Genomic DNA, 16,060 nt, shown 5'->3' with positions numbered 1-16,060 from the left:
TAGACCACTTTGTCTCCTTCCGTTCGACACGCCAGATCGCGGTTGAGCTCCACAGACCCGGCAGGAAACATCGGTCATTGAACTTGCGGCATTCACCTATTCACCGCCACCACCCCCATCCTTGAAAATCGAAAATGTCCCTCTTGGTCTCAATTCCATTCCACTCCACCCAATCTTTCCCCGCATGAGGTCAGGATGTCTGAGGCTGCCCAGTTACCACACTCAGGCCGGCCGAGAGGTGGCCGGGAGCCTCGGTTCGGTCGCGCGTTTCATGGTTCCTGCACCCTCTGAACCCTCGCGAAGATCTTTCCAGGAAACGGTTGGACCAGTCTTTTCAGCTCCAATCCCAGCAAGGCGACGGACACCACCGAACTGCTGAGGCCGGACGCGCGGATCAACTCGTCGATGGATTTCTCGCCGTCCTCCAGAAAACCCAGCAGCCGGGTTTCCTGATCATTGAGCGGCAGCACGACCTCGGCCCGGCCGGTTCCACGGGCTGAACGTGAAGGGGGAAACAGATACTCGAATTCCCCCAGCACGTCATCGACCCCCTCGCAGAGTTTGGCGCCCTTCTTGATCAATTCATGGCATCCTTTGCTCCCGGGCGAGTCGATCCGCCCGGGCACCGCAAACACTTGGCGGCCGTATTCCACGGCGAAATTCGCCGTGATCATCGCGCCGCTATTCAGGGGCGCCTCCACCACCAGGGTGCCAAGCGTCATTCCCGCCACGAGTCGGTTCCGGATCGGAAAGGACTGGCGATCGGCAGGACGGTTAAAAGGAAACTGCGTCATTACCGCACCTCCGGACGCGATCTTTCGATAGAGTTCGGCGTTTTCCGGCGGGAAGACGAGATTGATGCCCGTCCCTAACACCGCCACCGTTCGTCCTTTCGCGCTCAGGGCGCCTTGATGTGCCGCCGTGTCGATGCCCCGGGCTCCGCCGCTGACGACCGTCAAGCCCGCCCCCGCAAGCTGATACGATAACCGCCGCGCCGTCTCCAATCCATAGGGCGAACTCCGGCGCGAACCCACCACCGCCAATCCGTGCCGGTCGCGATCCTGCAACGCCCCCTGCACATACAACACGATGGGGGGATCATAAATCTCCCGCAATGCCGCTGGATATTCCGGGTCAGATTCAACGAGAACCGAACAACCGAAGGCGGCGATGCGCTGCATCTCTCCGGCAAGATCCACCAACTTATCCCAATGTGCGATCGCGTGAGCTGTTTCAGGACCGATGCCCGGAACCCGGCTCAACTCAGACTCGCTCGCGGACAACAATTCCACCGGCGAAGGAAAATACTGCAGAAGTTGCTTCAGACGAATGGGACCGAGATGATCCACCATGTTCAGCGCGATCAGCGCTTCCTTGACCTCCATGGGCCCATCTTGGAACCAAGCCGGGGAGGCAAGCAAGCCGCAAACAGGAGGAGCGATTCGGATCGGCGCGTTCCGAAGTTGTTCAAGGTGGGACTTGCCGCGTCCCTTCGAAGACACACTTAGGAACGGCGTAAACGCCGCGCTCCGCCCGGACCGCGCCGTTCACGGCGCTTCAACGCCGCCCAATCCCGCCCCACTGAAGTCCTCCAGCCGCGTAGCCTGACCAGAGGCGACAATGACTCCCTCCGAAGCTTTGCCGGCTACAGGGACAGAGTTTCGCCGGGTGCGGGATCCAGGATCCGGATCTTGGGGTATTGGGTTCGGATTTGTGCTTTGAACCATTCCCGGGCCGCATCGTCGCCGTGGCCCAAAATGACCTTTTGAGGTTCAACTTCGCCCACAAATTCAAGCAACTCTTCCCGATTGGCATGGGCCGTGAGATCGAAGGAGTCCAACTGGCATCGACGCGTCACTTCTCCCGCCGATCCGCTCATAATAAACGTTTGTCCATGGCCGGAAGCTTTGACGCGGCCGCCGGGGCTCTGGGGATCGGCATAACCCACAAAATAGATGGCGTGCTTTTCCTCGCCCAGCATGCGAACGGCCAGGTCGTGAGCCGCGGTGTGCTCGTTCATCATGCCAGCGGTCATCACAAAAATCCGTCCGCTCCCCAGCTTGATGCGATCGAGTTCGGGCTTAGAGAGCACCACCAGATCCAGAGACTCGTGCAGTTGCAAGTGGCGGTGATTGCGATGCGTGCGGTCGGCTTGCAGATCGTAAATCTCGGTAAACACCCGGCCCAAGCCCCCGATGTAAACGGGCTGCCGCTTCAATTTTCCCTCCCGCATCAACAGCGCCAGCAAGGCGAGGATTTCCTGGGTCCGGCCCAGGGCGAATGTCGGAATCAACACGCTGCCCTTGCGGGCCAGCACGGAGTGAATGGCCGCAGCCAGCCGCCCCGTCTCCTCGGCGCGAGTCCGCTGGCTCGTCGGATGGCTGCCCCGCGTGGTCTCCATGATGAGCACATCGGCCCGCACACCTTCGAAGCGAGCTCCTTTCAAAAGCGTCTGTTCGCAAAAGGAGACGTCGCCGGTGTAAAACAGGGTTTCCTTCCGGCCGCGCACCAGCAAGCCCGCGGAACCCAGACAATGGCCGGCATCAAAAAACTCAAGCGTCGGGGAATTCTGGCCGGTCCGGCTCTTGTGAAAAGCCGCCCACTCAATCTCCCGGTTGTACCGAAACCCCTGAAAAATCGAGGCGATGTCGTCCACCTCGTTGTGGGTATAGAGGGGATACTCCCGGATGCCCACCTCGTCGCGCTGCTTGGTCATGACGTTGACGGAATTATGCAGCACCCGCTCGACGATGAAGTAACTCAACTCCGGCATCATCACATGCGCCCGCGGAAACCGCCGCACCGCCACCGGGAGCGACCCCACATGGTCATGATGACAATGCGAGATCGCGATGGCGTCCATCTCGCGCCCTTCAATCCGGTCGTAGAGCGGAAGCCCCTCCAACCCCTCCTTTTTGGGATGCACCCCGGCATCCATGAGCAGCCGGTGACCGTCCATCTCGAGCAGCCAACTGGACGCACCGATATCGGATTGGGGATTGAGATTGGCAACCTTCATGCGCGAAGGCTAGGGGGGCAAGCCATGACGGACAAGGAGCGAATCGTGGAAAGAGTTAAATATCTACATATCTTGATGGGTTGATTTTTCGCTTTTCGAACCAAAACACCGCTGCCAGGATGCTTCCATGAAGCGCGCATCTTCTGGATCGGCGGGGCGGGTTCCGGACTCGCCCCTGGAACGGCTGCTGCGGAAGCGCATCGTCATCATCGACGGCGCCATGGGCACCACCCTCCGGGAATACGGCCTGACCGAGGAAGCAGCCCGCGGTGACCGCTTCCGCGAGTCGTCCAAAAGTCTCCTCAACAACGGGGACCTCCTCAGCTTGACCCGCCCGGACGTGGTCGGCGATGTCCATCGCCGGTTCCTGGAAGCCGGGGCGGATATCGTCGAGACCAACACTTTCTCCGCCACCAGTCTCGGACAAAGCGAGTTCTTCGTGGAGGATCCGCGGGAAAAGGGAGGTCGCAAAGATCCCGAATTCTACGAGCGTGTTGTGGGAGACCCCTTCCTGCGGCAACTGGCGGCGGAACTGAACGTCGAGTCCGCCCGACTGTGCCGCCACTGGGCGGACCGGGTGGCTCGAGAGACCGGGACGCCGCGATTCGTCGCCGGCGCCATCGGACCGCTGACGGTCTCGCTTTCGATCTCGCCGGATGCCTCGGACGCGTCCTTCCGGGTGGTGACCTTCGATCAGGTGGCGAAGGCGTACGCCGATCAAGTGAAGGCCTTGATGGATGGCGGAGTGGACCTTCTGCTGGTGGAAACCATTTTCGATTCCCTCAACGCCAAAGCCGCGCTGGTCGCGATTCAGCGCGTTTTCGAGCAGGAGGCGAAACAACTGCCGCTGATCATCTCTGCCGCGGTAGGACGCGGCGGCGAAACCATGATTTCGGGCCAGCGCGTGGAAGCCTGGTGGCACGCGGTGCGTCATGCCAGCCCTCTCGCGGTCGGGCTCAACTGTTCGCTTGGACCCGACTTGATGCGACCCTCGTTGACGGCGCTGGCGGACGTGGCGGACGCATTCATCTCTTGCTATCCCAACGCAGGACTGCCGAATCCGCTCTCCGCCACCGGCTTCGACCTGCTGCCGGAGCACATGAGCTGTCAGATGCTGGATTTCGGGCGAAGCGGTTTGCTCAACATTGCGGGCGGCTGCTGCGGCAATACGCCCGCGCACGTGGCCGCCATCGCCAAGGCCTTGGAGGGTGTCCCCCCCCGCCCCATCCCTTCCATCGATCCGCAGCTCTGCCTCAGCGGCACTCAACCCTTGGTGCATACCGAGGGTACCTTCCTCATGGTGGGAGAAAGAACCAATGTCACGGGCTCACCCAAGTTCGCGAAATTAATCAAAGAAGGCCGCTTCGAGGACGCGGGGGCGGTGGCGAGACAACAGGTGGAGAATGGCGCGAACATTTTGGACGTCAACATGGACGAAGGCATGCTGGACGGACCCGCCGCCATGACACGATTCCTGCAATGGATCGCGGCCGAGCCGGATATCGCCAAAGTTCCCGTGATGGTGGATTCCTCCAAGTGGTCGGTTCTGGAAGCGGGTTTGAAATGCCTGCAAGGCAAGGGTGTGGTCAATTCCATCTCGCTCAAGGAAGGCGAGATCTCCTTCCTCGAACAAGCGAGGATCATCCGACAATACGGCGCCGCCGTGGTGGTCATGGCCTTCGACGAGCGCGGCCAGGCGGACACGTTGGACCGCAAGATTCAGATCTGCGAGCGCAGCTACCGGCTGCTGGTGGACCAAGCGGGGGTTGCTCCGGAGGACATCATTTTCGATCCGAACATCCTGACGGTGGGGACCGGCATTGAGGAACACAATAACTACGCGGTTCATTTCATCGAAGCCACTCGCTGGATCAAGAGCCATCTGCCCGGGGCGCGCGTCAGCGGCGGGGTCAGCAACATCAGTTTCAGTTTTCGCGGCAACAACAAAGTGCGCGAGGCCATGAACAGCGCGTTATTGTTCCACGCCATTCAGGCCGGACTCGACATGGGAATCGTCAATGCCGGCATGCTCGAGGTGTACCAGGAAATCGAGCCCGTCCTGTTGGAACACGTCGAGGATGTGCTGCTGAACCGGCGTCCCGATGCCACGGAACGACTGGTCGCCCTCGGTGAACAGCTCAAAGGGGTCAAGCCGGAGGCCTCGGCTGAACGAGGGACCGCCCCCTGGCGCAGCCTGGAGGTGGAAAAGCGCCTCGAGCACGCGTTGATCAACGGACATGACACACACATCGAGCAGGACGTGGAGGAAGCGCGGCTCAAACTGGGCAAACCGCTGGCGGTGATCGAAGGGCCGCTGATGGACGGTATGAACGTGGTGGGCGACTTATTCGGCGCCGGCAAAATGTTTCTCCCGCAAGTCGTCAAGTCCGCGCGAGTGATGAAAAAGGCGGTGAACTACTTGACCCCCTTCATGGAAGTGGAGAAAGCGGAAAGGGCGGCGCAGGGCTTGAGCGTGCGTCCTCAGGGCAAAGTCTTGCTCGCCACGGTCAAGGGGGATGTGCATGACATCGGCAAGAACATCGTTGGCGTCGTCCTGGGCTGCAACAACTACGAAATCCTCGACCTTGGAGTGATGGTTTCCTGCGAGAAAATCCTCGAAACCGCCCGCCAGGAAGCGGTGGACATCATCGGCTTGAGCGGGTTGATCACGCCATCGCTCGACGAGATGCAGCACGTGGCCGCTGAAATGCAACGGCTCGGCGTGGGCTTGCCGTTGTTGATTGGAGGCGCGACCACCAGCAAAGCTCACACGGCGGTCAAAATCGCGCCGCGATGCGAGTCCCCCGTCATCCATGTCCTCGACGCCTCGCGGGCGGTGCCCGTGGTCAGTGGCTTGCTGAATCGGGAGCAGAAACCCGCGCTCGTGAGGCAGATTCGCGAGGAGTATTCGGCCCTCCGTTCCCGGCACGAGGCGACTCGCCCCACGTTGATGAGCCTGGTCGAGGCCCGCGCGCAAGCGCCCCGCTTATCGCACGCTTCCGTGCCGCAGCCGAGTTTCTGGGGTTTGAAAACTTTCGGAACCGAGGGGACGGGAGCCCCCCCCGACGAGGTCATCACGATGCAGGACGTCATTCCATTCATCGATTGGTCGCCGTTCTTCCATACCTGGGAATTGCGCGGCCGGTTTCCATCCATTTTCGAGCATCCCAACCACGGAGCAGAGGCGCGCGCGCTGTTCAAGGACGCGCAAGAACTGCTGGAACGCATGGTGCAGGAACGGCGCACCGGCTTGCGCGGGGTGTACGGCTTTTTCCCTGCCGCATCCGAAGGGGATGACGTGGCCCTCTGGACCTCGCCCGGCGAAACCAAGCCCTCCGCCGTCTTTCACTTTCTCCGCCAGCAGGCGATCGACCCGGCGAAGGCGCCCCGGCGATGCCTGGCGGATTTCATCGCGCCCTGCGGAAACTCGGGACCGGTGGACAGCTTGGGCGCCTTTGCGGTGACCGCAGGATTGGGACTGGAGGCCTGGGTTCGGGAACGAAAGGCCGCGCACGACGATTATCAGGCGATCATGGCAGAGGCGCTGGCCGACCGGCTCGCCGAAGCCTTCGCGGAATACCTCCATGCCCGCGCCCGAACCGCGTGGGGTTTCGAACCTGCGAACTCGTTGAGTCCTTCGGACATGATCGAGGAGAATTACCGTGGCATCCGTCCGGCCGCGGGGTATCCGGCCTGTCCGGACCACACCGAGAAAGGCACGCTCTGGCGGCTCCTGGATGCCGAGGCGAAGACGGGCATTCGCTTGACCGAGAGCTACGCCATGTGGCCTGGGGCGAGTGTCAGCGGACTTTACTTTGCTCATCCTGAAGCCAAATATTTTGCGGTGGGCAAACTGGGCTTGGATCAAGTCGAAGACTATGCGCGCCGCAAGGGTCTTGCCTTGGCTGAAGTCGAGAAATGGCTGGCCCCTTACTTAAATTATCGATGAACAAATCCTTCGCCGTCTCCTTGATCCTCCTGGGCCTGACGGGCTTCCTGTTTTACCAAAGGAGCGGGCTGCAAGCGCGACTGGCGGCTGCCCAGGAAAAGTCGGCGCAGGCCCTGGCTCAAAACACCCTTCTGGCGGGCGAACTTTCGAAAGCCTCGAATGCCCTCGCCAAGACCCGCGGATCGCAGTCGCTTGCTTCAGATCAAATGAGAGAGCTGCTGAGGTTGAGGGGAGAAGTCGGGCAGTTGCGCCAACAACTGGCCGCGGCGGCGGGGAACCCTCGATCGGGCAGCGCAGAGCAGCCCAAAGTTCCTTCCGATGCAGGCGCGGGCGCTCCCCGGGTGCAGATGTTTCAAGAAGGCAACAAGCTGAAAATCCAGTCTCAAGGCAAGCTCAGAGATCGTCAAACCCTGGTCCTGGGCAATTGGGTGGGACCGCATGGCCGACATCATTTTATCCTGCTCCAACCCACCCTGCCGGGAAACCAGGGAAACACAGCCCAGACGGTGGGATTCCAGGCCCGCCTCCTGGATGTGGACGAACCCTCAGGGAACCGGCTGGGATTAGCGGCGATGGCGGATCCAACGAGGGCCAGCGTGCTGGAGCCGGCCGCGGCGGAAGTCCTGGAAAAGAGCTTTACCGGGGCGTCGGGCGTCACGGTCGTCGCCGCGCCCAACCTGGCCCTGAGCAGCGGAGGGAGTGGAACCATCGCCGTCGGCAACACGCCAGAGAACTCCATTCACATGAAGCTCTCCCCTAACCTGTCGCCCGATGGTGCCTCGGTGGTCTTCGAATTCGAAGTCGAAATCCCGCAGCGCCCCCCCGGGCAGTGACCCGTTCCCTGGAAACGGCCACTGATCAGCATCAAGCGATCGGAAGATCATTTTGGGGAGCGCGGCTGTGTCGCAGACCAGCCGCAGCCACATCCGAACATCGAGACGCTCTCAGTTTTTCCACGAGTCCCGGGCTGGCGAAGTTGGTGAATTCCCGTTTCCAGGTTCAATCAAGGAAGGTCGGAGCTCACCCGGGAGACTCACCCAAGACGGAACGGAAGCGGGCGCCCGGCCCGAACCATCAGGAGGCAGCTCCATCCGCCGGAGCCGCATCAGGTGCCGCGGAGGGAGTGGCCACGGAATGAGAGGAGGACGGAATGCATTGGGAAGTCGTGATGGCATCAAGACGGTAATTCCGTTTGGCGCCATCCAGTTCAAATTCCACGACTTCCCCCGCCTTTTTCCCGAGCATGGCCTGCGCCATGGGACTCAAATAACTGATGATGTGCTTCTCAGCATCGAAGTCCCACGCACCCAGGATCGAATAAGCTTCGGGATTGTGATTGTCGAGGTCGGTGACACGCACTTCGGCGCCGATGCTGACGACATCGGTGCGCGGGTTTGCGAAATCGGTGCCGCGAGCCCTCACGAGTTGAGCTTCGAGCTCCGATTTGCGGCGCATGAGGATCTTCTGCATTTCCTTCGCCGCCTTGTATTCGTGATTCTCGCGCAGGTCCCCGTAACTTCGCGCGATGGCGATTTCCTTCGAGTTTGCAGGAATCTTTTTCTGCACCAAATCCTGATACTCGTCGCGGCGACGCTCGAGGCTGGGCCAGGAAACCACAAGGGCCGCATCCTGCTTGACCTGATCACCGGAAATCAGGCTTTGAATGGCCGGGTAACTCTTCACGATGCGAGCGAGGAGCGACCGCTTGTCCATGTCATCGAAGCTCGGCGAAAGCTGAAGCGCCCGCGTGAGATCTTTAATCACCTCGATATCGGCGGTTCCGATCAATTCGACCAAAAGGTCATGGTCGTCGAGGATGAAGTCGCGCAGCCGGTTCGACTTTTTCTCGTTGAATTGATCCCGCTCCATCGCGGTGAGCATGGCGCGGAACACCTCCGGCCCCAGAATGTCGGCGAATGCGTCCGAACGTTCCTTGGCCAGCCAGAGCAGCAATTCGCTGCTGGCCTGGTGATGACTGATCAAGCGTGCGAGCGTATCCTTGAGGGAGAGCAACTTGCCCTCCTGAATGAGGAGGCTGGCGCATTCCCCGCAGAGTTTGGCCGTAACGGCATTGAGAAGGCCCAGCACCGCCTCCTCCCACCCGGCTGGATTGGCCTTGAGAAAGGATTGCAACGCGCGGCGATGCTTGGCGGCCGGCATGAGTTCCAACAATGGCGCCAACTTCGAATGCTGTGCCCAAACGGCTTGGGAGGCGATTTCGTCCGCGCCAGTCGCGACGGAAGCGGTCGCGGCCAGCTCGTCACGCAAGAAAATGGCTTCCAGAGCCAGGGCCGGCATCGTGCGCTGATGCGACTGGATGTCGGCGTTCAATGCGGCTCGCACATCGCGGACCGCCGAGGCCGCGTCGCTCATGTCCGCAAGGCATTTCTGAACCTCGTAGCCCACCGCCAGCTTGGCTTTCAGCCCTTTGGCGGCCCGAAAATCCGACATGAGCCGGTCTTGCAGCGAAGTTTCCTTCGCCTGATACGTAATCGGCTCTGACTTTTTGGCGGGTACCTGGAAATGGCCGTCCTTGTTCAACTCCCGCTTGGCCGCCTCCCACCACTTCTTCCAGTCCTCCGTGATCACTTCTGGAACAAGAACGGACTGAATCTGATCGAGGGTGGCCTTCCCGCCGTAGCTCTCCACAACCAGCTTGATCAAGTCCAAATGATGCAACGCCGCCATCTGGCGCAAACCGTGCAGATCCGAAGCCTTGCGGGCCAGCACATGCGCGGCCGGAATGGCCTTGAGGGAGTCGACCGCGAACGCCAAGTCCATCGAATGGCCCGGCTTGCCGTGAAAATCCACCGTGACCCGGGAAAACACCGTGTCCACGGTGGTAATCTTCCCAAACCCCCAACTGCGGTGCATGCAATAGCCGCCCTGCACCAGCGTGATCAACGGCTCCACATGGTGCCGCCCAATCTTCCCCGCCGCCACCAGCTTGTCGAACTCTTCTCTCATAGGTAATGGATCCAATTCTCTCGCCTGCCCATGGACAGACGGAGATGATACGGGCGTGCCAGTTGAAAGGCCAAGACAAATTGCCGTGGAGCTTCTCGCGCGTGACCCTTCCGGCGAGTTTCTCGAAGATCGCCTGGACGCCAAACTCGATCAGTCGGGGCTCCCCGGTCCCGACCGCGCGCTGTGCCGCGAGTTGGTTTTCGGGGTCGCCCGTTGGAGCGCCCGCCTGGACTGGATCCTCGCGCGTTATGCCCGCCAGCCCCAGCAAAAGCGAACCTTGCAGACCATTTTGCGCGTCGCGTTCTTTCAGATCTTTCACCTCGACCGCGTGCCGCCTCACGCCGCCGTGGATCAAGCAGTCCAGCAAGCGCGGGAGCTTGGCTTCGGACCGCAGTCCGGCTTCGTCAACGCCATTCTCCGCCAGGCCCTGCGTGACCGGGAAACCCTGGCCGCGGAGTTAAGGGAACTGGAGATTGAGGATCCCGCCACCGCTTATTCGCATCCCCCCTGGCTGGTTGAACGCTGGCAAAGCAAGTTTGGAACAGAACGAACACGCGCCATCCTGGCGGCCAACAATACGCCGGCCCGAGTGTTCGCGCGCATCAACACGCTGAAAACAACTCCTGAGAAATTGGTGGAACGTTGGCGCGAGGAGGGGGTGGACTACGACTTCCGCACCTACGATTGGACGGGAGAAAACCTTGTTTTTTGTCTCAAGAAGTCTCCTCCCCTGGCCCGCCTGAACAGCTTCAAGGATGGCTGGTTTTATATCCAGGACCCCAGCACGCTGCTTTCGGTGATCCTCTTGGACCCACGCCCGGGAAAAGCCGTGCTCGACCTGTGCGCGGCGCCGGGCGGCAAATCGACCTTCATCGCCCAACGGATGGAGAATCGCGGCCAAATCGCGGCGCAGGACCGGGCCTTCGACCGGTTGCCGTTGCTGCGCGAGAATTGCGCCCGTCTCGGTGCCACGATCGTCCATGCCACCAAATCGGACTGCGTGGTCTTCCCGGAATTGAACACCGCGTTCGATCGCATTCTGGTGGATGCCCCATGTTCGAACACCGGAGTCATGCGCCGGCGGCTTGAAGTCAGGCTGCGCATTCGTCCGAGCGAGATCGAGCGTCTGGTCAACTTGCAAGCAGAGATCCTTGACCAGGCGGCCCCCTTGCTGAAACCCGGCGGCACCCTGGTCTATAGCACGTGCAGCATCGAATCGGAGGAAAATCAGGAGAACGTGTCAGCCTTCCTGGCACGGCACCCCGATTACGCGCTCGAAAGCGAACGCGAATTGCTGCCCGGACAGTGCGACACCGACGGCGCTTACGCCGCCAAGTTGACACGGAAACTTCGTTCCTAATCAGGAACTCGGCGACGATTCGGCCTTTTTTCGGATGTTCTGCGCGCGAGGGACGCCTTGCTTCGCGGGATGCCGGAGCGCATGACGAATCAGCCAGCGCCGTTCCGCACTCGCCCCCTCGAGCCACCGCTCGCAAAGTCCCAGCGCCAGCCCCAAATGATCCTTGGCGATGTCCCCGATGTGATTGGCCACGCTTCGCCGCACATAAAGTTCAGGGTCATCCTTGAGCGATTCCAAAATCGGCAGCGTCGGGCTCGGATCGCGCACGAACTCAGGAATCCGGCACGCCCACGGAAGACGCGGACGCGATCCCTCTGAACATAACCGGCGCACGTGCGGATCGGGATCGCGCGTCCATTGGAGAAGTCGGGCGATCGTTCGGCGTGGCTCCTGGATCAGAAAAGGGCGCATCGAAAACTCGGCGGTAAACCGCCGAGTCAACGCGTATTGAGCGCGCATCGAAATTTCAAAAGGATCCGTTCCCCCATTGCCCTCAGGATCAAGTCCGAACTTGGCCACAAAACACACATGAGGAAGATAAAAGAAGACGCCCAACCCGGCGTCCTCCGTGATCCTCAGGGGCGGTGTCAGCGATCGGAGAAGGCATTCGATGGCTTGGTCATATCGCGCGGGCAGGCACCGGCGCAGCACCTCCGCCAAGTGTCCCCCGCGGTCCATGATGCCCAGGGACTCCAGGCCTTGATGGGCGAGTTCGCAAAAATGCCGCCGAGGGAATGCCGACCAAGCCCATCGGAGATTGTTGGCCAAGCACGCAATGGCCTCAGCATCCAACAGGGATTGCAATGAACTCCCTTTCCGAATCGAGCGCGGAGCCCTCGGGATGCTCGGGGCGCTCGGCGCTTCCGATTCCCCCGCGGGAGGGTTCGGCACCCGTCCGAGCTTGGAAACGGATTTCTCCATGGAGGTCGAAGCGACGGGATGGTCGATCAAGGAAAACGCGGGTTCAAGGCTTTCCGCGTGTCCGCTTCGCCTCCCATGCCCCGACTTGCTCTCGCAGCCGGGCCCGCGCCGGTGGCGTCAATCCCCCCGGGTCAAATCGCAGCCGGTAATGGAGGTCCAGCATGGATTGCAGCTCCGCCGCCGATGCTCGATCTCCGTCCCCTAAGCGGCGCAGCCATTGTTCCAGGGTCTCGCCTGGACGGCGAGGAAGTCCCGCTTCCTCCATGCTCCGTTCCACTCGATAAAATTCAGAGTCCTGGCCGGGGAAAAGGCCTCGTTGGACCGCGTGGACGGACGGCTCATTCCTCTTCCATTGCTTTCCCGAGTACACTCGCCAACCGGCATAAGCGAGCACCAGGAGCATGAGCCACGGGATGGCGCCCTTCCATTCGCCATCGCCGTATCGAACTTTGGAAATAAAGAGTCTTACCGCCGAAAACCCGTCGCCCAACTTCTCCCAAAAACGTGCCCTCGCCGACTCCATCTCAACCCACGAGGCCGGCGTGAGATCAATCTCCCGCCAGACTCCGTCCACCCAGGCCAAGGTCCAGGCATGCGCGTGCCGTCCCCGCACCAGCCATTCCTCGCCGCGTTTTTCCTGCATCGAGTAACCCGAGATGTAGCGCGCGGGAATCCCCAACTCACGCAATACCAGCGCCGCGGCGGTGGCAAAGTATTCGCAATGTCCAGAACGCGTTTGAGTCAGGAATCGGGCCACAGGAGTGGTGTTGGTTCCTCCTTCCGACGCTCCCTCGATCCAGGTGCTGTAGCGAAACCGCGTGAAAAAAAACTGCCCCAGCTTTTCGACCGTTTAAGACGCGTCCAACCCGTCCAATCCTGCCTCCTCAATCAAGGCTCGCAAGGCGGGTTTCTCGATCTCCGGCACCTCCACATCCTGCGCGTCCGGATGGCTTTCGACCGTGAACCCAGGATCGAAAAAGGCGTCGTACTGGAGGAACCCTGGCGCATCGCTGATTTGAATCACGCCGAGGGCATTCGTTTCGAGCTGGCCGACCGGGAGTCGCTCGATTTCGACCGCACCCTGAGGAACCGCCAGAAGTGATTTGTCCTCGGCCGCATGACGCAGGACACGGACGGAGGCTCGCGAAGCCCGACGGTCCAGCAGACGCCACGACCCCGGGTCCTGCTGGGCGAACACCCCGGAAAAGACCTGTCTGGGCGCCGACCACTGCACGTGGCGAAAGCCGTTGTAACTGGCCTCGCGCAGCAAAACTTGAGGGCCTTGGACTCGCATCAGAATCGCGCCGGACGTCTTGACTCGCCCAATCGTTCCGAGCGCCGTCCGGGTTTGTCGGGGATCAAACCCCTTTTTCCCGGATAAGTGCGCTCCCAGCGCCGCCTGAAGTTTTTGATCCAGCTCCTGCAAACCTCGCAAACCAAGATAAAGCCCGCCCGCAACCACTATCGCGGTGGCCAGGCACGCAGCCCACATCGCCGGGCGGTAATGCCGGGGGCGTTGCGAACCGAGCGCCCAGGCGAGCAGCAGACCGAATCCAATCGGAAAATCGAGGGACCGGTGATTACCCGCACTCGAAGCGAACAAACACAGTGCAAAAAAGGGCCACGTGACATCCACGCCCGGACTTGAACCCGAAGACGCCCCAGACCTTTGCAAGCGCAGCCACCAGGAAAAGGTGCTCCAATCCATGCCCGTCCGGTTGCCCAACGCCTGCGCCGCCAAGATGGGAAGAAACGACAGGGGCAGCCAGCTCAGAATGGTGACCATGGTTTGGGCGCTCTTGCGAAACGCCTCCAATCGATGCGCGGCGGAGTTCTCCCTCGCCACATCAGCCAGCGCATTCCCGCCTTCGCCCAGCAGGAACGCGAACACGATGGACGCCAAAAAGAGGACCACACAAAAATTCCAGATCTGGTCGAGGTCCTTCTGGGTGAATTGCCAGGGTTGGCGCACCAACCGGGTCAGTTCCAATCCCAGTCCCGCCAACAACCCCACCCAAAACAACCCCGTCTGCCAGCCCCAGAAGGCAAGGCCCAAACCGGCCAGTCCGATGGGGGTGCTGATCATAATCCAAATCCTGTAAGCTGACGCAAACCCGCCTCGATGTCTCCACTCACGAGCTTCACGATGCGCGTTCCCCCCTCGGTGCGATCCGGACCTTCAAGGGTTCGCCCACGAGGGGTGATCACGAGGATCAACAGAGGCATTCGCAACGCCTCGAGCCGGCGGGCCAAGGATGCGCGCGACTCATCCCAATGAAGCAGCACTAGCAGACAGCCGCACATTTCCTGCGCGTGTCTGAGCACCAGGGATTCGAGTGTGGCGAACCCCGCCCCGGGCTGCGCGCGGACCGCCGCCAGGTGCGTCAGGGCGTGCTCCACATGAGCCACCCCACGCCCCGTCGTGAGGTGAATGGCGCGCGGCCCCAGGAACATCAGATCCAAAAGCGATTCCTGAGTGTCGATGCCGCAGGCCAGCGAGGCGCGCGGTCCGGCACCCAGCTGAACCCCCGGACGAGTGCGGGTGGCGGAGGCGAGATCCACCATGTAACGGCGCATTTCACTCGAGACTCGCACCCGCCGGACCGCTCCGCGCAATGCCAGAATCTCATCCACCGTGGCACACGGTTCGAAGGAATCCAACGGATGCGACTCCGTCTGCCGGGCGAGAATTTCAGCTTCGGCCTCCGGACTTACATAACCCAGGGACGATTTGAGCGCGAAGCGGTCCATCTGCGCTTCCGGCAGAGGATAAGTGCCGCGGAATTCGACCGGGTTCTGGGTGGCGATGACGAAGAACAGCGGCGGCAGCGCCCGCCGGTCACCTTCCACACTGACCTGGCCCTCACCCATCGCCTCCAGCAAGGCGGATTGAGTCCGCGGGGAAGCCCGGTTGATTTCATCGGCCAACAGAATTTCCGTGAACACCGGACCTTCTCGAAAGTGGAACGTTTGGTCGCGCTGATGATAGATGGAGACGCCGAGGATGTCGCTCGGCAGGAGGTCGGGCGTGAATTGCACGCGCTTGTAGCGGGCGGAGACAGACCGGGCCAGCGCTTTGGCCAGCGTCGTTTTGCCGGTGCCGGGGAAATCTTCGAGCAACACATGGCCGTCGCTGGCAAGGGCGGCAAGGATCTTGCGCAGCGCGGCGGTTTGGCCCCGAATGACCTGCTCGATGTTCTGCAGCAGGCGTTGAAAAAGTTCCGCCGCTTCCGCGGGTGAGAGTGGAGTCACCATAGGCCTCTCATCGCTCCGCGGTTCGAGATCGTCGGCCATGCCGACGGAATCTCCCGGGGCGGGCGAAGAAAAGAACACCAAAAGCCGCTAAAGGTTTCGCAACTCGGGCCAAAGCGGCTTGAGATCCGCATCCGTAAGTGCCATCTCGCGAATGGAATCGCGCCCTTGAATCTTCATGGCCCGCTCGAGCCAATTCCGGGCGGCATCAAGGTCACCGAGCTGACACTGATAGCAGGCAAGATTGTAGGGAATCGTCGAAATCGTGTCGAACCGCTTGGCCACCCGGACCAGTTTGTCGTGGGCGTCCTGCGTGCGTCGCAATTCATGCAGGGTGTAGGACTGATGAATCCAACCGCTGGGAGACCCCGGTGAATGGTCCACGAGGCGTTGTGCGGTCAGCAAGGCTTCGTCCCATTCCTTTTCGGCGGCTTGAATGCGCCAGAGCGTCTCAATGACCTCGGGATGACTTTGGTGCGTTTCCGAGACGCCCCGCCATTCAAGCCTCGCCTCCGCCGCGTTGCCCAGTTCGAGCCAGCCTTGGGCCGCGTTGAGGAAATGGCAATCGGGTGCCGGAATCGATTCCATGCCC

The 16,060-nt window shown here is 61.2% G+C and carries 11 protein-coding genes; 3 read left to right on the top strand and 8 right to left on the bottom strand.

The annotated features are described in order from the left end of the window. Window positions 1–269: 269 nt before the first annotated feature. Together dprA and FJ404_01265 are read right to left on the bottom strand one after the other, a co-directional pair. Window positions 270–1,385, bottom strand: a complete 1,116-nt coding sequence (gene dprA / locus FJ404_01270) for a DNA-protecting protein DprA (protein ID MBM3821512.1) — start codon at window positions 1,383–1,385, stop codon at window positions 270–272. A 260-nt stretch (window positions 1,386–1,645) separates the two neighbouring features. Then, window positions 1,646–3,019: an MBL fold metallo-hydrolase gene (locus FJ404_01265; protein MBM3821511.1), complete on the bottom strand. Its 1,374-nt coding sequence runs from the start codon at window positions 3,017–3,019 to the stop codon at window positions 1,646–1,648. A gap of 127 nt (window positions 3,020–3,146) precedes the next feature. Between FJ404_01265 and metH the strand changes: the two genes are divergently transcribed. Together metH and FJ404_01255 are read left to right on the top strand one after the other, a co-directional pair. Continuing rightward, a complete protein-coding gene (gene metH, locus FJ404_01260; protein MBM3821510.1) occupies window positions 3,147–6,968 on the top strand; it encodes a methionine synthase in 3,822 nt (1,273 codons plus the stop codon). Further along, window positions 6,965–7,801, top strand: coding sequence for a hypothetical protein (locus FJ404_01255; protein ID MBM3821509.1), 837 nt, complete (start codon window positions 6,965–6,967; stop codon window positions 7,799–7,801). The genes metH and FJ404_01255 overlap by 4 nt, the downstream gene beginning before the upstream one ends. Before the next feature lie 241 nt (window positions 7,802–8,042). On the opposite strand, the gene FJ404_01250 is transcribed toward FJ404_01255, so the two are convergent. Continuing rightward, window positions 8,043–9,935 (bottom strand): hypothetical protein, encoded by a 1,893-nt coding sequence (locus tag FJ404_01250; protein ID MBM3821508.1) that lies wholly within the window; start codon window positions 9,933–9,935, stop codon window positions 8,043–8,045. Here FJ404_01250 and rsmB point away from each other — a divergent pair. Continuing rightward, window positions 9,865–11,295: a 16S rRNA (cytosine(967)-C(5))-methyltransferase RsmB gene (gene rsmB, locus FJ404_01245; GenBank protein ID MBM3821507.1), complete on the top strand. Its 1,431-nt coding sequence runs from the start codon at window positions 9,865–9,867 to the stop codon at window positions 11,293–11,295. The two genes, FJ404_01250 and rsmB, sit on opposite strands and share 71 nt — an antisense overlap. Here the strand turns inward: rsmB and FJ404_01240 are convergent, their stop codons facing one another. From FJ404_01240 to FJ404_01220, 5 genes are all read right to left on the bottom strand, one after another. After that, a complete protein-coding gene (locus FJ404_01240; protein ID MBM3821506.1) occupies window positions 11,296–12,138 on the bottom strand; it encodes a DNA alkylation repair protein in 843 nt (280 codons plus the stop codon). 121 nt (window positions 12,139–12,259) lie between these two features. Next, window positions 12,260–12,973 (bottom strand): DUF4129 domain-containing protein, encoded by a 714-nt coding sequence (locus FJ404_01235; protein ID MBM3821505.1) that lies wholly within the window; start codon window positions 12,971–12,973, stop codon window positions 12,260–12,262. Window positions 12,974–13,066: 93 nt separating this feature from the next. Next, window positions 13,067–14,302 (bottom strand): hypothetical protein, encoded by a 1,236-nt coding sequence (locus FJ404_01230; GenBank protein MBM3821504.1) that lies wholly within the window; start codon window positions 14,300–14,302, stop codon window positions 13,067–13,069. Continuing rightward, window positions 14,299–15,471, bottom strand: a complete 1,173-nt coding sequence (locus FJ404_01225; GenBank protein ID MBM3821503.1) for an AAA family ATPase — start codon at window positions 15,469–15,471, stop codon at window positions 14,299–14,301. The genes FJ404_01230 and FJ404_01225 overlap by 4 nt, the downstream gene beginning before the upstream one ends. Before the next feature lie 87 nt (window positions 15,472–15,558). Then, complete coding sequence (locus tag FJ404_01220) at window positions 15,559–16,056, bottom strand: tetratricopeptide repeat protein (GenBank protein ID MBM3821502.1); 498 nt, start codon at window positions 16,054–16,056, stop codon at window positions 15,559–15,561. Window positions 16,057–16,060: the final 4 nt, after the last annotated feature.

Source organism: Verrucomicrobiota bacterium (genome assembly GCA_016871495.1).
Classification (GTDB): Bacteria; Verrucomicrobiota; Verrucomicrobiia; order Limisphaerales; family VHDF01; genus VHDF01.
This window is presented reverse-complemented; position numbering and strand designations above follow the sequence as displayed.